Origin of the sequence: Friedmanniella luteola (assembly GCF_900105065.1) — a bacterium.
Classification (GTDB): Bacteria; Actinomycetota; Actinomycetes; order Propionibacteriales; family Propionibacteriaceae; genus Microlunatus; species Microlunatus luteolus.
Genome location: NZ_LT629749.1, coordinates 1,626,307 through 1,644,084, shown reverse-complemented (window position 1 = coordinate 1,644,084; position 17,778 = coordinate 1,626,307). Strand labels below are relative to the sequence as shown.

14 protein-coding genes are annotated in these 17,778 nt (G+C 73.0%); 6 read left to right on the top strand and 8 right to left on the bottom strand.

The genetic code is table 11. The features are described from left to right. Window positions 1-53: 53 nt before the first annotated feature. From BLT72_RS07740 to BLT72_RS07730, 3 genes are all read right to left on the bottom strand, one after another. A complete protein-coding gene (locus tag BLT72_RS07740; RefSeq protein ID WP_197677225.1) occupies window positions 54-1,460 on the bottom strand; it encodes an RNA polymerase sigma factor in 1,407 nt (468 codons plus the stop codon). A gap of 231 nt (window positions 1,461-1,691) precedes the next feature. After that, window positions 1,692-2,132 carry a universal stress protein gene (locus BLT72_RS07735; protein ID WP_091411718.1) on the bottom strand — a complete coding sequence of 147 codons (441 nt, stop codon included), beginning with the start codon at window positions 2,130-2,132 and terminating at the stop codon, window positions 1,692-1,694. After that, complete coding sequence (locus tag BLT72_RS07730) at window positions 2,132-3,607, bottom strand: glutamate-cysteine ligase family protein (protein WP_091411715.1); 1,476 nt, start codon at window positions 3,605-3,607, stop codon at window positions 2,132-2,134. The genes BLT72_RS07735 and BLT72_RS07730 overlap by 1 nt, the downstream gene beginning before the upstream one ends. A 74-nt stretch (window positions 3,608-3,681) precedes the next feature. Between BLT72_RS07730 and BLT72_RS07725 the strand changes: the two genes are divergently transcribed. From BLT72_RS07725 to BLT72_RS07715, 3 genes are all read left to right on the top strand, one after another. Then, complete coding sequence (locus BLT72_RS07725) at window positions 3,682-4,164, top strand: nucleotidyltransferase domain-containing protein (RefSeq protein ID WP_091411712.1); 483 nt, start codon at window positions 3,682-3,684, stop codon at window positions 4,162-4,164. A 50-nt stretch (window positions 4,165-4,214) separates the two neighbouring features. Continuing rightward, the gene (locus tag BLT72_RS07720) at window positions 4,215-6,350 is read left to right on the top strand and encodes a S9 family peptidase (protein WP_231930418.1); all 2,136 of its coding nucleotides are present in this window, start codon (window positions 4,215-4,217) and stop codon (window positions 6,348-6,350) included. A 221-nt stretch (window positions 6,351-6,571) separates the two neighbouring features. Next, a complete protein-coding gene (locus tag BLT72_RS07715) occupies window positions 6,572-7,522 on the top strand; it encodes a sigma-70 family RNA polymerase sigma factor (protein ID WP_091411707.1) in 951 nt (316 codons plus the stop codon). 258 nt (window positions 7,523-7,780) lie between these two features. Here BLT72_RS07715 and BLT72_RS07710 read toward each other — a convergent pair whose 3' ends face one another. Continuing rightward, on the bottom strand, window positions 7,781-8,665 hold the full coding sequence (locus BLT72_RS07710) for an acyl-CoA thioesterase (RefSeq protein WP_091411705.1): 885 nt from the start codon (window positions 8,663-8,665) through the stop codon (window positions 7,781-7,783). Between the two features lie 66 nt (window positions 8,666-8,731). On the opposite strand from BLT72_RS07710, the gene BLT72_RS07705 reads away from it, so the two are divergent. Beyond that, entirely contained in the window at window positions 8,732-9,334 is a 603-nt protein-coding gene (locus BLT72_RS07705; protein WP_091411703.1) for a sulfite oxidase-like oxidoreductase, read from the top strand. A 2-nt stretch (window positions 9,335-9,336) separates the two neighbouring features. Beyond that, entirely contained in the window at window positions 9,337-10,038 is a 702-nt protein-coding gene (locus BLT72_RS07700) for an FAD-binding oxidoreductase (RefSeq protein WP_231930416.1), read from the top strand. 109 nt (window positions 10,039-10,147) lie between these two features. Here the strand turns inward: BLT72_RS07700 and BLT72_RS07695 are convergent, their stop codons facing one another. The 3 genes from BLT72_RS07695 to BLT72_RS07685 form a co-directional block, all read right to left on the bottom strand. Beyond that, window positions 10,148-11,038, bottom strand: coding sequence for a proteasome assembly chaperone family protein (locus BLT72_RS07695; RefSeq protein WP_091411701.1), 891 nt, complete (start codon window positions 11,036-11,038; stop codon window positions 10,148-10,150). A 115-nt stretch (window positions 11,039-11,153) separates the two neighbouring features. After that, window positions 11,154-15,146, bottom strand: a complete 3,993-nt coding sequence (gene hrpA, locus BLT72_RS07690; protein WP_091411699.1) for an ATP-dependent RNA helicase HrpA — start codon at window positions 15,144-15,146, stop codon at window positions 11,154-11,156. A 29-nt stretch (window positions 15,147-15,175) separates the two neighbouring features. Next, window positions 15,176-15,514, bottom strand: coding sequence for an ArsR/SmtB family transcription factor (locus BLT72_RS07685; protein ID WP_197677224.1), 339 nt, complete (start codon window positions 15,512-15,514; stop codon window positions 15,176-15,178). Window positions 15,515-15,617: 103 nt separating this feature from the next. Here BLT72_RS07685 and BLT72_RS07680 point away from each other — a divergent pair, with 103 nt between their 5' ends. Then, on the top strand, window positions 15,618-16,706 hold the full coding sequence (locus BLT72_RS07680) for a HoxN/HupN/NixA family nickel/cobalt transporter (RefSeq protein WP_091411695.1): 1,089 nt from the start codon (window positions 15,618-15,620) through the stop codon (window positions 16,704-16,706). A 12-nt stretch (window positions 16,707-16,718) separates the two neighbouring features. Here BLT72_RS07680 and BLT72_RS07675 read toward each other — a convergent pair whose 3' ends face one another. Continuing rightward, the gene (locus BLT72_RS07675; RefSeq protein WP_231930414.1) at window positions 16,719-17,609 is read right to left on the bottom strand and encodes a T3SS (YopN, CesT) and YbjN peptide-binding chaperone 1; all 891 of its coding nucleotides are present in this window, start codon (window positions 17,607-17,609) and stop codon (window positions 16,719-16,721) included. Window positions 17,610-17,778 lie beyond the last annotated feature (169 nt).

Below are 17,778 nucleotides of genomic sequence, written 5' to 3'. Positions count from 1 at the left end.
ACTCGGCCGAAGGCCGCTGAACACCTAGCCAGGCGCGGTTTGAGCCCGAGATCTCAGTCCAGGTAGTCGCGCAGGACCTGCGAGCGCGACGGGTGCCGCAGCTTGCTCATGGTCTTGGACTCGATCTGCCGGATCCGCTCACGCGTCACCCCGTAGACCTTGCCGATCTCGTCGAGCGTCTTCGGCTGGCCGTCGGTCAGGCCGAACCGCATCGAGACCACGCCGGCCTCGCGCTCGCTGAGGGTGTCCAGCACGTCGTGCAGCTGCTCCTGCAGGAGGGTGAAGCTGACGGCGTCGGCCGGGACGACCGCCTCGGAGTCCTCGATCAGGTCGCCGAACTCGGAGTCGCCGTCCTCGCCCAGCGGGGTGTGCAGGGAGATCGGCTCGCGACCGTACTTCTGCACCTCCACGACCTTCTCCGGAGTCATGTCGAGCTCCTTGGCGAGCTCCTCCGGCGTGGGCTCCCGGCCCAGGTCCTGCAGCATCTGGCGCTGCACCCGGGCCAGCTTGTTGATGACCTCGACCATGTGCACCGGGATGCGGATGGTGCGGGCCTGATCGGCCATCGCCCGGGTGATCGCCTGCCGGATCCACCACGTCGCGTAGGTGGAGAACTTGTAGCCCTTGGTGTAGTCGAACTTCTCGACCGCACGGATGAGGCCCAGGTTGCCCTCCTGGATCAGGTCCAGGAACAGCATGCCGCGGCCGGTGTAGCGCTTGGCCAGGCTGACCACGAGACGCAGGTTGGCCTCGAGCAGGTGGTTCTTGGCCCGGCGGCCGTCCTCGGCGATCCACTCGAAGTCCTCGAGCTGGGCGGCCTTCGTCTTGACCTTGGGGTCGTTGATCTTCTCGTCCGCGAAGAGGCCGGCCTCGATCCGCTTGGCGAGCTCGACCTCCATCTCGGCGTTCAGCAGCGCGACCTTGCCGATCTGCTTCAGGTAGTCCTTGACCGGGTCGGCGGTGGCGCCGGCGACCATGACCTGCTGCTCGGGCTCGTCGGCGTCGTCGGCGGCGGAGAGGACGAAGCCCTGGTCCTCGACCAGCTCCTTCTCCAGCGGCGCGACCTTGGCCGGCTCGAAGGCGTTCTCGTCGACGTCGTCCAGGGTCAGCTTCTTGCCGACCGTGACCACGAGCTCGTCGGCGTCGATCTCGACCACCACGTCGGTGCCGGCCACCTCGCCCTCGGGGACGGCCGCGGCCAGCTCCTCGACGCTGATGTCCTCGAGCTCGGTGGGCACCGCGTCGTCGTCGGACACCGGAGCCGCCGCGGTCTTGGCCGCGGGCCCGCGCCGGACCGGGGCCTTGCCCTCCGTGGTGACCGCCTTGAGGGCGGCCTTCTTGGCCGGAGCACGCTTGGCGGGCGCCTTCTTCACCGGGGCGCTCACCTGAGGAGCACGGTCAGCGGCCGCCGCGCTCACGGCGACGGTGGACGACGGGTCTGCGTGGGAGGGGGGTGTCACAAAGTACCTCTCGGGCTTGCGAGGTGGAACAAGGGCAGGCAGAGCCCCGCGGATGTCAACAGGAGCTCCAGGACGTAGTCTGTCACGGCCCTCCAAACATCGCACTGAGGATTCACGGAGAGTTCCTCAGTGTGCATCTGCAGGGTCTGCGTCCAGCGTACGCGCGCGGGAGCAACCCTCGAGCCAGCGGCACCCGCGCCGGGCGCGCGGGGGAGGGCTCGCGGCGAGCCTTCAGACGGTCTCGGCCTTGACCGCCAGCACCGGGCAGGCGGCGTCCAGGAGCACCCGCTGGGCGTTGCTCCCCAGCAGCAGCTTCCCGACCGGGGAGCGCCTGCGGAGCCCGATGACGATGAACTCGGCGGCGCGGGCGTCCGCGGTCGTGATCAGCTCCTCCGCCGGGTCGAGCGCGTCGGCGGCCTCCTTGATCTCATGGGGCACCCCCGACGCAGCCAGCTCCGCCCGCAGCCCGGCGAGCTCGGAGTCGGGCGAGCTGTGCACGACGACGACCTCGGCGTTCCGGGCCCGGGCCTCGGTCAGCGCGCGGGCGAGCGCCGCGCGGCCCTCGGGCTTGGAGGAGTAGCCGACGACGATCACCCGCGGCGCCGCGGCCGCGCCGGACGTGCCGGTCCCGGGCGAGGTCCGCGGCGACCCGGTCTGCTGCGTCTCGGACATCAGTCCGCCTCCCACGTGTGTACGGGCTCGTTGCTGTGCATCCCGTCCAGGTAACGGCTGAGCATGCCGCGCAGGGCCGCCTCGCGGGACTCCCCCGCCCGCTCCCGACGGTGCACCTCGGCAGTCTGCCACGTGGCCCCGTTGACCCCGGTCAAGCACCGGCGCTCCACGATGTCCAGCAGGCGACCGCTCTCGGCGTCCGAGACGCCCCACAGCGCGAGCCCTTCGGCGGCGCGCGGCAGCAGCTTGCGGACCACCAGCTCCGCGGCCGGCACCTGGCCGACCCGCGGCCAGTACACCTCCGCGCCGATGCCGTGCCGGGCGCCGGCGACGAAGTTGTCCTGGGCGGCCTGGAACGACATCTGGCTCCACAGCGGACGGTCGTCGTCGGCCAGCGCCCGGACCAGTCCCGCGAAGAACGCCGCGTTGGCGAGGGTGTCGACGACGGTGGGGCCGGCGGGCAGCACGCGGTTCTCGACCCGCAGGTGCGGCTTGCCGTCGGAGACGTCGTAGACCGGCCGGTTCCACCGGTACACGGTGCCGTTGTGCACCTTCAGCTCCTCGAGCCGCGGGACCCCGCCCTCGTCCAGCACCGCCGCCGGGTCCTCGTCGCTGGTGACCGGCAGCAGCGCCGGGAAGTACCGCGAGTTCTCCTCGAACAGGTCGAAGATCGAGGTGACCCAGCGCTCCCCGAACCAGACGCGGGGGCGCACGCCCTGCACCTTCAGCTCCTCGGGCCGGGTGTCGGTGCTCTGCTCGAAGAGCGGGATCCGGGACTCGGAGTACAGCTCGTGGCCGAACAGGTAGGGCGAGTTCGCCCCGACCGCCACCTGCACCCCGGCGATGGCCTGCGCGGCGTTCCAGTAGCCCGCGAAGTCGTCCGGGCTGACCTGCAGGTGCACCTGCGTGGAGGTGCAGGCGGCCTCCGGTGTGATGGTGTCGGACACCATCTGCAGCCGCTCGACGCCGTCGATGACGATCTCGAGGTCCTCCCCGCGGGCGGCGAAGATCTGCTGGTCCAGCAGCGAGTAGCGCGGGTTCTCGCTGAGGTTGCCGGCCCGCACGTGCTCGGGGCGCAGCGTCGGCAGGATGCCGACCATCACGGTCTGCGCCCCGATCTCCTGCGCCTTCGGGTCGGCGGCGTTCAGCGCCGCGCGCACCGACTCCTCGAAGCGGGTGAAGCCCGACTCGTTGAGCCGGTGGGGCGGCACGTTGATCTCGATGTTGAACCGGCCGAGCTCGGTGACGAAGGCCGGGTCGGCGATCGCCTGCAGGACCTCGGCGTTCCGCATCGCCGGCTCGCACTGCTCGTCCACCAGGTTCAGCTCGATCTCCAGCCCCACCATGGGCCGCTCGAAGTCGAAGCGCGACTCGGTGAGCATCCGCGCGAGCACGTCGAGGCCCCGGCGCACCTTCTCCCGGTGCCGCTTGCGGTCCTCGCGCGTGAACGTGGTCTGGTCGACCTCGGCTCCCATGCGCACATCCTGTCGTAAAGGTCCCCACCGTCAACGCCGTGGCGCCGACCACGGACCCGGCTAGCGTGACGTCCGTGCTGCTCACCGACGTGCTGGCCGTCACCGGGGCCCTGGACGAGGCGGCGGTGCCGCACTGGGTCGCGGGCGGCTGGGGCGTCGACGCGCTGGTGGGCCGGGTCACGCGGCCGCACCGCGACCTCGACCTGGCCGTCGACGCCGAGCACCTCGACGCCGCCGTGGAGACGCTCGCCGCCCTCGGCTACGCCCCCGAGACCGACTGGTTGCCCGTCCGGCTGGAGCTCGCCGCGCCGCAGGACCGCTGGGTCGACCTGCACCCCGTCGTCTTCGACGCCTGGGGCGACGGCGTCCAGGCGGGGCTCGACGGCGCCACCTTCCACTACCCCGCGGCCGACCTGGTGCTGGGGGTGCTCGCCGACCACCCGTTGCCATGCCTGTCCGCGGCCCGGCAGCAGCGCTTCCACACCGGTTACCCGCCCCGGCCCCAGGACCGGCACGACCTCGCCCTGCTGCGCGATCTCGTCGCCCCCTCGGGCTGAGCGCCGCCGCGCCCGGCAGCGCCGGTTAAGGTCGGTGGATCATGCCTCCCGTGCCCGACCCCACCGCCACGCCGCTGCCGCCGACCGCCGACCGGCGGCCGCACCAGCGGACCCACCACGGTGACACGGTCACCGACCACTACGAGTGGCTGCGGGACAAGGAGGACCCCGAGGTCATCGCCCACCTCGAGGCCGAGAACCGCTACACCGAGGCCCGCACCGCCCACCTGGCCGACCTGACCGACGCCGTGTTCGGGGAGATCAAGGCCCGCACGCAGGAGACCGACCTGTCGGTGCCCAGCTACGCCGCGCACCGCGGCGGCGGCGCGTACTGGTACTACAGCCGCACCGTCGAGGGCTCGGAGTACGCGATCTTCTGCCGGGTCGAGGCCGCGGACCGCGGTACGCCGCCCGACCCCGGGCAGCAGATCGTCGGGGAGCAGGTCCTGCTCGACGGCAACGCCGAGGCCGAGGGCCACGACTTCTTCTCCGTCGGTGCGTTCAGCGTCTCCGAGGACGGCCGGCTGCTGGCCTACTCGGTGGACACCACCGGCGGGGAGCGCTTCACGCTGCGGGTCCGCGACCTGAGCACCGGGTCCGAGCTGCCCGACCAGATCGACGACACCGCCTACGGCGTGGCCTGGGCCGGCAACAGCCACCTCTTCTACACCCGCGCCGACGAGGCCTGGCGGCCCTACGTCGTCCTCCGGCACCGGCTGGGCAGCGACCCCGCCGGGGACGCCGAGGTGATCACCGAGCCCGACGAGCGGTTCTGGGTCGGCGTCGACACCAGCCGGGACGAGCGCTGGATCGTGATCGGGATGGGCTCCAAGCTCACCTCGGAGTACCACCTGCTGCCGACCGACGAGCCGGAGAGCACGCCCCGGCTGGTGGCGCCCCGGCGTGAGGGCGTCGAGTACGACGTCGAGCCCGCCGGCGACCGGCTGCTCGTCGTGCACAACGACGGCGGCGCCGAGGACTTCACCCTGGCCCAGGCGCCGCTGGACGCCACGGGTCCCGAGCAGTGGGAGACCGTGCTCCCCCACCAGCCGGGGGTCCGGCTGCTGGGCGTCAGCGCCTACGCCGGCCACGCCGTCGTCTCGCTGCGGCGCGACGGCCTGACCGCGCTGCACGTCCTCCCCCGCGACGCGGCCGGTGACTTCGGCCCCGGCGCCGACATCGCCTTCGACGAGATCCTGCACGTCGTCGACGCCCCCGGGGAGTCCGAGTACGAGACGCCGACCATCCGGCTCAGCTACGCCTCGATGCTGACCCCGGACTCGGTCTACGACTACACCCTGGCCACCGGGGAGCTGACGCTGCTCAAGCGCACCCCGGTGCTGGACGACCCGACGTTCGGCCCCTTCGACCCCGCCCGCTACGTCCAGGAGCGGGCCTGGGCGACCGCGGAGGACGGGACGCGGGTGCCGCTGTCCATCGTCCGCCGCGCCGACGTCGCACTCGACGGCCGCGCCCCCGCCGTGCTGTACGGCTACGGCTCCTACGAGATCAGCATCGACCCGACCTTCTCGCTGGCCCGGCTGTCGCTGCTGGACCGGGGTGTGGTCTTCGCGATCGCGCACGTGCGCGGCGGTGGGGAGCTCGGCCGGCGCTGGTACGAGGACGGCAAGACCCTCACCAAGCGCAACACGTTCACCGACTTCATCGCGGCCGCCCACCACCTGCTGGAGAACGGCTACACCAGCAGCGACCGGCTGGCGGCCCGCGGGGCCAGCGCCGGCGGCCTGCTGATGGGTGCCGTCGCCAACCTGGCGCCGGGCACCTTCCGGGCGATCCACGCCGGGGTGCCGTTCGTCGACGCCCTCACCACGATCCTCGACCCCGAGCTCCCGCTCACCGTCATCGAGTGGGAGGAGTGGGGCGACCCGCTGCACGATCCCGAGGTCTACGCCTACATGAAGAGCTACTCGCCCTACGAGAACGTGAGCGCCCAGGACTACCCGTCGATCCTGGCCACCACCAGCCTCAACGACACCCGCGTCTACTACGTCGAGCCGGCCAAGTGGGTGGCCGCCCTGCGGCACACCGCCACCAACCCCGACGACCGGCCGATCCTGCTCAAGACCGAGATGACGGCCGGTCACGGCGGCGTCAGCGGGCGCTACAAGAGCTGGCGCGAGACGGCGTTCGAGTACGCCTGGATCCTGGACCAGATCACCGGCTGACCACCGGCCCCGACGCCGCCCTCCTGCCACCGGGAGGGCGGCATTTCGCTGTGACGACGCTGAGGGTGCCTCCGATGGGTATGCATCCAGTGTCTGCATCGGCTCCGAACTAGGACCGAGGGTTCAACAGCAGGACGTCTCAGGGATTCTTCAGGGCTCCCGAGGAATCCTTCTCGCCGTCCCGGACGTTGAATCTGTCGAAGGCAACGAAAGGGGCCACCGTGGCAGCAACTGCTCGTTCGCGAGTTTCCGAAGGCATCGATGGCAAGGATGCAGTCGGTCTATATCTGGAAGGCATCGCCAAGACGCCGCTGCTGACGGCCGAGGAAGAGGTCGAGCTCGCCAAGACCATCGAGGTCGGGCTCTACGCCGAGCACATCCTGAACGGCGACGTCACCGCCGCCGAGCGCGGCAAGGGGGCCAAGCGTCCCACCCGCGCCGAGCTGGGGTTCCTGGCCGAAGAGGGTCAGCGCGCCATGCAGCGTTTCGTCACCGCCAACCTCCGCCTGGTCGTCTCAGTCGCCCGCAAGTACGGCCGGTCGCAGATGCCGCTGCTCGACCTGGTGCAGGAGGGCAACACCGGACTCATCCGGGCGGTCGAGAAGTTCGACTACACCAAGGGTTTCAAGTTCTCCACGTACGGCACCTGGTGGGTGCGGCAGTCGATCAGCCGCGGTATCGCCCAGCAGGGTCGCATCGTCCGGCTCCCGGTTCACGTCGCCGAGCAGGTCAACCAGGTCGGCGCCGTCCGGCGCACCCTGGAGCGCCGTCTCGGACGGGACCCCGAGATCACCGAGATCGCCACCGAGATGGACCTCACGCCCGAGCGGGTGCTGGACCTGATCCGCTACGGCCGTGACCACGTCAGCCTCGACGCCCCGGTCGAGGAGGGTGGGGACACCGCTCTGGGCGACCTGATCGCCCGCGAGCCGATGCCCGGCCCGGACGAGGTCTTCCTCGACGCCGAGGAGCACGCCCGCCTCGAGGCGATGCTCTCCACCCTGGACGACCGCTCAGCCGACGTCGTACGACGCCGCTACGGTCTGGTCGACGGCCGTCAGGCCAAGCTCGCCGACATCGGTGCCGTGTGGGGCATCACCGCCGAGCGGGTGCGCCAGATCGAGCGTCACGCCATCGCCAAGCTGCGCGGCAAGTCCGTACTGGCTGCCTGATCCCCCTCGCGGCCAGTACCGCACCCAAGACCACCCGGAGCCCCCCTCCGGGTGGTCTTGTGCTTTCTGGGCAGCCTGCTCGCGCGGGGGCGCTGAGACGTTCTCGTGAGCCTCCCTCGACGCTCGCCGACGCTGCATCGGTCGAGCCCTCCTCGCGGTGCTCGCCCCGCGGCGTGAGCGTCGAGGGTCGCGCGGCCCCGTCGGAAGAAGGAAGGACGGAACACGCTCGTCGTTCCGTCCTGACGCCGTCGACGGGGTCTAGGCGCGCCCGCGCGAGCGCCGTTCCGGGGAAAGGGGCCGGATCAGGCCTTCCTGGGCCACGTCGCTGACCAGGGTGCCGTGCTGGAAGAGGCGGGCCGTCGAGAGGCCCAGCGCCCGGTTGGCGGAGGGGGAGATCTGGTCGTAGAGGAGCCACTCGTCGGCCCGGAAGGGGCGGTGGAACCACATCGCGTGGTCGATGGAGGCCGCCTGGACGTCCTGGCCGATGAGCACGCCGTGCGGGACGGTGCTGGCCGAGAGCAGGGTCAGGTCGCTGATGAAGGCCAGCGCCGCCTCGTGCAGCCGGGGGTCGTCGGGGAGGGCGCTGCTGGTCCGGACCCAGACGCGGGCGCGGGCCGGGTGCTCCGGGTCCAGTGGCAGGCCGCCCAGCCGGGAGTCGCCGACGTAGCGGGCGTCGATCGCGCCCCACTCCTCCTCCCAGGCCGACGCGGGCCGCCCCGATGCCTTCGCCAGGGCCTCGCTGAGCCGGGGGCAGTTTTCGGGAGCCGGGACGCCGTCGGGCACCGGGTCGGCGTGCTCGTAGCCGTCCTCGAGCAGGTGGAACGACGCCGACAGGTAGAAGATCACCTTCCCGGCCTGCCGGGCCACCACCCGGCGGGAGGAGAAGGAGCCGCCGTCGCGGACCGCCTCGACGTCGTAGACCAACGGCAGGTCCGTCCGCCCGGCGACCAGGAAGTAGGCGTGCAGCGAGTGCACCGTCCGGTCCGGCGGGACGGTCCGGCTCGCGGCGAGCAGCGCCTGCGCCAGCACCTGGCCCCCGAACACGCGCTGCAGCCTGCTGCGCGGCTGACGGGCGCGGTAGAGGCCGACCTCGATCTCCTCGAGGTCCAGCAGCGCGATCAGCTCGTCCACGGACTGGGGCATGCGGCGCAGCCTATCGAGAGCCCCGTGCGCCAGGATGGACCCAGGACCGCAGACGAGGAGGACGAGATGGCGCAGTTCGGTTTCGTGGGCCGGCGGCGGCCGCCGCGGGAGGACCTGCCGCCCGGCCAGTACGACACCGGCGACGACTGGCCGGTGCTGACGGCGGAGGTGACGCCCCGTATCGACCCGCAGCGCTGGACGATGACCGTCGACGGCCTCGTCGAGCACCCGCAGACCTGGAGCTGGGACGACCTGCACGCCCTGCCCGAGACCGAGTACCGGGGCCCCATCCACTGCGTCACGACCTGGTCCAAGTTCGACACCCGCTTCGCCGGGGTCAGCGTCGACCTGCTGCTCGACGCTGCCGGCCCGACGTCCGCGGCGACCCACGTGCTGGCCACCTCGACGACCGGCTACACCACCAACTTGCCCCTCGAGCACGTCCGCGGCGGCCAGGCCTGGGTGGTCTGGAGCTTCGACGGCCAGCCGCTGGCCCGCGACCACGGCGGCCCCGTCCGGCTGCTGGTGCCGCACCTGTACTTCTGGAAGTCGGCCAAGTGGATCACCCGGCTGACCCTGCTGGACCACGACCAGCACGGCTTCTGGGAGCGCAACGGCTACCACGACCTCGGCGACCCGTGGCGCGAGCAGCGCTACCAGGGCGACTGAGGGTGCTCGCCCCGACCGCCGGACCCTGGCGCACGGCCACCGTCCGCGAGGTCGCGCACCCGCACCCGCACGGGGTGGTGCTGCGGCTCGAGGTGCCCGACCGCGTCGACCACCTCCCCGGCCAGCACTACGTGCTCCGGCTGACCGCCGAGGACGGCTACACCGCCACCCGCTCGTACTCCCTGGCCTCGGCGCCGTCCGACCCGCTGGTCGAGCTGTACGTCGAGGAGCTGCCCGACGGCGAGGTGTCGCCCTACCTGGCCCAGGCGGTCGGTCCCGGTGACCAGCTCGAGGTCCGGGGACCGATCGGCGGCTGGTTCGTCTGGGACGCCACCGGCCCGGCGCTCGGGGTGGCCGGCGGCAGCGGCGTCGTCCCGCTGGTGGCGATGCTCCGGCACGCCGCCGACGTGGGACGCCCCGAGCTGCTGCGGCTGGCCGTCGCCGCCCGGACGCTGGACGGTCTCCCCTACGCCGACGAGCTGCGGGCGGCCGGCGCGCTGGTCGCGCTGTCCCGGGAGGCCGGCCCCGACGGGCGGTCCGCCGGCCGGCTGCTGGCCAGCGAGCTGGCCCCCCTGCTGGACGACGCCGCCACGTGCTTCGTCTGCGGCTCGGCGCCGTTCGCGGGCGGCGCCAGCGACCTGCTGGTCGGTCTCGGCGTCGACCCCGGCCGGGTCCGGGTGGAGCGCTTCGGCGCGAGCGGCTGACCTGAGGGCGGGCCTGGCCCGGACAGCGCCCCTGTCCCCTGCGGGCTGACTCGTCGAAGGCCCGGCGACAGGCCCGGCGAACGAGCCCTCCGACGGGCTCAGGGGGCGGTCAGACGTCCTTCTCGCGGTCGGCGAGGAACTTCTCGAACTCGGCTGCGATCTCCTCGGCGCTGGGCACCGGGTCGTTCTGCTGCTCGGCCTTCAGGGCGTCGTACTGCTGCTCGAGGGTGCCGACCAGCTCCTGCACCTCGGCCGAGCCGGCCATCTCCCCGGCGATGTCGGCGAGGTTGCCGGCCGAGGACCTCTCCAGCGCGTCGAGGGGCACGGCCAGCCCGGTCGCCTGGTTGAGCGAGCGGACCAGCGTCAGCGCGGCCTCCGGGAAGGCCGCCTGCGCCAGGTAGTGCGGCACGTGGGCGGCGAAGCCCATGGCCTTGCGGTCCAGCTGGCCCAGCCGGAACTCGAGCAGGCCGGTGAAGCTCGCCGGCACCTCCACCCGGTCGATCCAGCTGCGGTAGCCCTGGACCAGCGCGGGGTCGGTCGCGTGCGCCGTCAGGGTGACCGGCCGGGTGTGCGGGACCGCCATCGGGATGCCGTGCACGCTGACGGTGAGCCGGACACCCAGCCGCTCGACCAGCTGGACGAGCGCCGCCGAGAACCGCTCCCACTGGACGTCGGGCTCCGGGCCGCTGAGCAGCAGGAACACCTCGCCCTGCTCGTCGACGACGCGGTGCAGCCGCAGGTGCAGGTCGGCGTAGGACTTCCACCGGTCGGTGTCGAAGATCATGGCCGGCCGGCGGCTGCGGTAGTCGTGCAGCTGGTCGTGGTCGAACTCGGCGAGGACCTCGTGGTCGAGGTGCTCCAGCAGGTGCGCCGACAGCAGCCGACCGGCCTGCCCGGCGTCCACGAACCCGTCGAGCTGGGTGATCAGCACCGGGTGGGCCTGCGCCATCTTGGCCACGACGGCCTCGTCCACGGTGTAGAGGTCGGCCGGGTCCATCATGCGCACCAATCTACCCGCGCCGACCCGCCCGACCGGTCGGACGAGGCCGCGACGGACGGCTCGCCCGGGCTCGGCGCCGCCCGTGTCCGGGAGGGGGACGACCCACCTCACCCCGTCAGAGCCGGGCCCGGGCCGCCCGCACCGCGCTCATCACGCGCTTCTCCGACGCGGGCACCTTGGTCCGCAGCGGCTGGGCGAACAGGCCGACCCGCAGCTCCTCGAGCAGCCAGCCGACCTCCTCGACGTGGGCCGGCAGCGGTCCGGGGGGCACGGCGCCGCACAGCTCGGCGTACGCGTCCTCGCAGCGGCTGATCGTCGCGAGCGGGGTCGCGTCCCGCGCCGGCGTGGACAGCAGCGTGTCGATGCGGATCCGGGCCGCCTGCAGGTAGCGGGGCAGGTCGACCAGGTGCGGGTAGGCGGTGACGGCCAGGAAGCCCGGGAAGACGAGGTTGGCGAGCTGCTCGCGCAGGTCGGCGGCCGCCGGCGGGCTGACCGCCTCGACGCGCGGCAGGTCGGCCAGGACGCCCCGCCACCCGGCCAGCGTGGTCGAGGCCAGCCGGACGACCTCCCGCATCCGGTCGGCGTTGTCGGCCCGGACGGTGTCGCACAGGGTCTGGAACGCGGCCGCGTCGCGGACCGCCGTGCCACCGGCCGCGACGACGAGCGAGCCGACCGACGCGAGCCGGGCGTCGGCCAGCAGCTGGGGCACGCCGGGGTACGGGCTCTGACCGAGCGCCAGCTTCTCGGCGTTGCCGAGGTGGGCGATGACCCACTTCGTCGGGTCAGGGGTGCCCAGCAGCACCAGCCGGCGCAGTCCGGCGGCGTGGCTGGTGGCCTGACGCTCCGGGGTGTCGAGGACGGTGACGCCGACGGTCGCGCCCTCGTCGACGAGCGCCGGGTAGCCCACGACGGCGTGACCGCCGCGGCTCAGCTGGACCTGCTCGGGGAGCGCGCCGAGGTCCCACGTGGTCAGGCCGGTCCGGGTGTGCTCGGACGCGGCCGAGGAGAGCGTCTGCCGGACCTGGCGCGCCAGCGTCTGCTTCAGCTCCTCGAGGTCCTCGCCGGCGCCCAGCACGCCGGCCGCGGGGTCACCGGCACCCGGCTCCCCCGCACCACGCCCCTCGGCCAGCACGACGAAGCGGACCCGCAGGTGCGTCGGCACGGCCGCCGGGTTCCACTCCTCCGCCGCCACGACCTCGCCGGTGAGCGCCCGCAGCGCCCGGCCCAGCGCGGCCGGCAGCGTCTCGGTCGGGGCGCCGGGGTGCTGCGCCAGCCAGGCCAGGGCCCGGGTGGCGAACTCCGGCGCAGGCACGAAGTTCCGCCGCGTCGCCTTGGGCAGCGAGCGGACCAGCTCGGTGGCCAGCTCGGCCCGCAGCCCCGGCACCTGCCAGCTGAACGGCGCCCCGTCGAGCTGGTTGAGCACCGTCACCGGGACCCGGACGGTCACCCCGTCCCGGGCCGTCCCGGGCTCGAAGAGGTACGCGACCGCGAGCTCGTGCTCGGCCCCCTCGCTGCCCGGCACGGTCCAGGTGTCGGGGAAGGCGTCGGTGTCCAGCAGGTCGGCGGCCCCGGTCGTCAGGTCGTCCAGCGTCATGGTCAGCAGGTCCGGCGTCTCGTGCCGGGCCTTCTTCCACCAGCTGTCGAAGTGCGCGACCGACGTGGTGCCGGCCGGCACCCGGGCGTCGTAGAAGGCGAAGATCGTGTCGTCGTCCACCACGAGGTCGCGGCGCCGGGCGCGCTCCTCCAGGGCCTCGGCCTCGGCGCGCAGCGCCTGGTTGTCGCGGAAGAAGTGGTGCCGGGTCCGCCACTGCCCCTCCACCAGGGCGGACCGGAGGAAGATCTCCCGGGCCTCGGCCGGCGCGACCCGGCCGTAGGAGACCGGGCGGCGGGCGATGATCGGGACCCCGTAGAGGCTGACCTGCTCGTACGCCAGCACCGACCCGGCGCGCGCCGACCAGTGCGGCTCGGAGTACTGCCGCTTCAGCAGGTGCCGGCCGACCTCCTCGACCTGCTCGGCCCTGATGGCGGCCACGGTGCGGGCCCACAGCCGCGTCGTCTCCACGATCTCGGCCGCCATCACCAGCGGCGGCGCGCTCCTGGCCACGCTGGAGCCCGGGTTGATCGCGAAGCGCGTCCCGCGCGCACCGAGGTACTCCCGCGCCGGCGCGCGGCCCTTGCGGCGGGCCCCGGGCTTGCCGGGGGTCTCCTCCCGCACGTCGGCCAGGCCGACGTGGGAGAGCAGCCCGCTCAGCACCGCCGTGTGCACCGCGGAGGGCGCCGCGGCGTTCTCGTTGCGGTGCAGCCCGAGGTCGCGGGTGATCTGCTTGAGCTGGCTGTGCAGGTCCTGCCACTCCCGGATGCGGAGGAAGTGCAGGAACTCGTCGCGGCACATCCGCCGGAAGGCGTTGCCGGAGAGGTCGCGCTGGGACTGCTTCAGGTGGTCCCACAGCCGGAGCAGGGCGATGAAGTCGCTGCCGTCCGGGTCGGGACCCTGGTCCCCTGGTCCGTTCCCTGAGCCTCTCGCGTTCCCTGAGCCTGTCGAAGGACGCCCGTCGACAGGCTCGGGGACCGGTGGTGCAGCAGGGGCCCAGAAGCGCCGGTGCAGCGCGTCCGCCGCCTCCCGGTGCTCGGCGGGCCGCTCCCGCGGGTCCTGGATGCTCAGCCCGGAGACGATGACGAGCATCTCCCGCAGGCAGCCCTGCTGCTCGGCCGCCAGCAGCATCCGACCCATCCGGGGGTCGACGGGCAGCACGGCCAGCCGGCGACCCACCTCGGTGAGCGTCACCGTGCTGCGGCTGCCGCCCTCGGCCAGGGCACCGAGCTCCTCGAGCAGGCGGAGGCCGTCGGCGATCTGGGACCCGTCGGGGGCTTCGACGAACGGGAACGCGGCGATGTCGCCGAGGCCCGCGGCCGTCATCTGCAGGATGACCGACGCCAGGTTGGTGCGCAGGATCTCCGGCTCGGTGAACTCCGGCCGGGCGGCGAAGTCCTCCTCGTCGTAGAGCCGGATGGCCACCCCCGGCGCCACCCGGCCGCAGCGGCCGGACCGCTGGTTGGCCGAGGCCTGGGAGATCGGCTCGATCGGCAGCCGCTGCACCTTGGTGCGCGCCGAGTAGCGCGAGATGCGGGCGGTGCCGGTGTCGACGACGTAGCGGATGCCCGGCACGGTCAGGGAGGTCTCGGCGACGTTGGTGGCCAGCACGATCCGCCGAGTGCTGCCGGCGGTGCCCTTGACCGCGGAGCTGGGCGGGGTGAACACCTTGTGCTGCTCGGCCGCCGACAGCCGCGCGTAGAGCGGCAGCACCTCGGTGCCGCGCAGCTTCATCCCGTTGATCGCCTCGGCGGTGTCGCGGATCTCCCGCTCCCCGGACAGGAAGACGAGGATGTCGCCCCCGCCGACGGCGCTGAGCTCCTTGACCGCCTCGGTGATGCCGGCGATCTGGTCGGTCTCCCCGCCCGCCTCCGGGTCGAGCAGCGGCCGGTAGCGGACCTCGACCGGGAAGGTGCGGCCGGACACCTCGATGACCGGGGCCGGGGTGCCGTCGGGCTCCGCGAAGTGCTCGGCGAAGCGGGCCGTGTCGATGGTCGCGGAGGTGACCACCAGCTTGAGGTCGCGGCGGCGGACCAGCAGCTGCTTGAGGTAGCCGAGCAGGAAGTCGATGTTGAGGCTGCGCTCGTGCGCCTCGTCGATGATGATCGTGTCGTAGCGGCGCAGGTCGCGGTCGTGCGCGATCTCGGCCAGCAGCACGCCGTCGGTCATCACCTTGAGCCGGGTCTGCCGCGACGCCATCCGGGTGAACCGGACCTGGTAGCCGACCAGCTGGCCGATCCCGACCTGCAGCTCCTCGGCGATCCGCTCGGCGACGGTGCGGGCGGCGATCCGCCGCGGCTGGGTGTGCCCGATCGAGGTGCGCCCCAGCTCGAGGCAGATCTTGGGCAGCTGGGTGGTCTTGCCCGACCCGGTCTCGCCGGCCACCACGACCACCTGGTGCGCGGCGATGGTGGCGGCGATCTCGTCGTGCCAGGCGGTGATCGGCAGCGCCTCGTCGAAGGAGATCGAGGCGACGGAGGAGACCTCCGGGACTACCGTGCTGGACACCGGCTCCATGGTAGGCGCTGCCGGGACGTCGGCCGCGCTCAGTGCGGCGGGTGCAGGCTGGAGTGCGGCGCCCCGAGGTGGTGCAGCAGGGCGTGGGCGGCCGTGCTCGAGAGCGTCCACCGGCTCAGCCGGCCGTCGCGGGCCCGCTCCACCAGGCCGGCCTCCCGGAGCGTGATCAGGGCCTGGGTGACGGTGTTCGGGGCCAGTCCGGTGGCGGCGGCCAGCGCCTTGACGGGCGACCCGGGCGCGGCGTGGACGGCGATGAGCAGCTGCAACCGCGTCGGGTCGGAGAACGCGGCGAGCCGGTCGACGAGGTCGGGCAGGCCGTCCCGGGCGTCGAGCAGGGCCTCGCGGGCCACCAGCTCCGGTTCCACCACGGTCCCTCCTCCCGGCCGCCCGCTCCGGACCTCGGGTGTCGCGCGGGACACCTGTTCCGTAGGGTGGGCGGGACGCCACCCTCCGGGATCGAGGCTACGACACATGAGCCGCACCACCGCAGCGGATGCACGACCTCGGCACCGGCACCCGCTGCTGACCACGGAGGGCCGGGCCGCGCAGCCGTTCGGCCGCCGCGTGCGCGCCGCCTTCGTCGCCATCGCCGTCCTGCACGTGGTCGGCCTCGGGCTGCTCGGGTACGGGGTCGTGTCGGGCGCCGTCGGCGCGGTGACGGTCGGCGCCGCCGCGTTCGCCTACTTCCGTGGTCTGGTGCACTCCTTCGACTTCGACCACATCTCGATGATCGACAACTCCACCCGGAAGTTCGTGGCCGAGGGCCGCGACCCCGCCTCGGTGGGGCTGGCCTTCTCCCTCGGGCACTCCTCGGTGGTGGTGGCGACCGGGGTGCTGGTGATCGCCGGCGCGGGCTTCGTCCGGGTGGCGCTGGACGAGAGCACCGGGGCGGCCCGCGTGCTCGGGTTCGTCGGGCTCGCGGTCTCCGGGCTCTACCTGCTGCTGGTCGCCGTGGCGAACCTCGCCACCTTCCGGCAGGCCTTCCGGCTCCGCCGGGCCCTGCGCGCGGACCCCGGTCTGGTGCTGCCGCCGGGGGCGCTGAGCCCCCGCGGACCGGCCGCCCGGATCATGACGGCACCGCTGCGCCGGGTCCGCCACCCGCGGCACGTGTACGTGGTCGGGCTGCTGTTCGCCCTGGGCTTCGACACCTCGAGCCAGATCGGACTGCTGATGGTGACCGCCGGGACCGCCCTGGCCGGGGCGCCCGCGGCGTCGCTGCTGTGCCTGCCGTTCCTGTTCACGGCGGCGATGACCCTCGGCGACACCTCGAACGGGCTGATGATGCTGCGGCTCTACCGCACGGCCGACGAGGACCCCGCGCGCAAGATCGACTACAACCTGCTGATCACCGGCGTGAGCATCGCCAGCGGCCTGCTCGTCGGCGCGGTGGCGGTCGCGACGCTGCTCACCGAGGCCCTCGGCTGGCGGCCCGCGCTGCTGGAGGCGCTGGCCGCGACGGACACCACCCACGCGGGGTTCTGGCTGGCCGGGTTCTTCGCCCTGGTCGGGCTCAGCGCCCTGCTGCTGTGGCGGCGTGGACGGGGCTCCCGGTCGGCCTGACGTCGCGGGTCGTCAGGGCCCGTCGTGCTCGCTGAAGGTGGTCCGGCCGTGCAGCTTGGCTGCCAGGTCTTCGTCGATGCCGTCGGCGACCTCCGAGAGGATGCTGACGGCGTGCTGCAGGTGCTCGGGCACGAACGGCCGGGCCAGCACCGAGAAGGTGACGAAGACCCGGTCGCGGATGAGCTGGAACTTCACCCAGCGGGCCTCGACGTTGAGGTCGTTGAGCACCTCGGCGGCGCGGGAGCGACCGTCGACGTCGTGCACCACCGCGGCGAACACCGTCACCTCCTGGCCGTCCGGGGAGGTGCGCAGGAACAGCATCGTCGAGCCGACCCGGATGGCCACGTCGCCGTCGGCGTCGCGCATCGGCGGGTGCCCGTACATCCGGGTCAGCTCCTCGTCCACCAGCGCGTCGAGCTGCTGGGCGCGGTCCAGGACGGCCCGGGACCCGGGTGCCGGACCCCGGAGGACCTCGGTCAGCTGGTCGGGGGCGAGGAACACGGGGTGCTGGACGCCGTAGACGTCCCGGAGGGCGGCGACGGCGAGCGCGCTCACCCGGTCGCTGCGCTCCTGCTCGTCCTCCACCCAGAAGTTCGGGCTGGGCCGTGGACCCGCCGCCGTCGGGGCCTGCCAGCCGAGCGCCGTCAGGGTCGCGACCTGCTGCTCGTCCAGCCGGAAGTCGGGGCCGAGGGTGGCGTTGCCGGCCGCCTCGCAGCGGATCCGGTCCTGGGCCGGGGCGCTGAAGCGCAGGAACGGCGCCGGCTCCTCGCTCACCGACTCGACGCCGATGGTCAGGTCGGCCGTGTCGTCCATCACCGACACCACCTCCGCCAGCCGGGCCTGGAAGTCCGTCCAGGCCTGCGCGGTGCTGCGGTCCAGGTCGAAGTCGTCCACGTCAGCCACCACCTCCCTCCTCGCGCCGAACCTAGCGCACCCCGCTGTCGGGTCCGGGCGAGCGCCGCCGGACCGGCGGTGCGGGCGGCCGCGTCCGGGTGCGGTGTCGGCCGCCGTGCCTAGGGTGGGGCGCAGCACCGCGCCCGCGGGGGCACCAGAGAGGACGGCCGAGCATGAG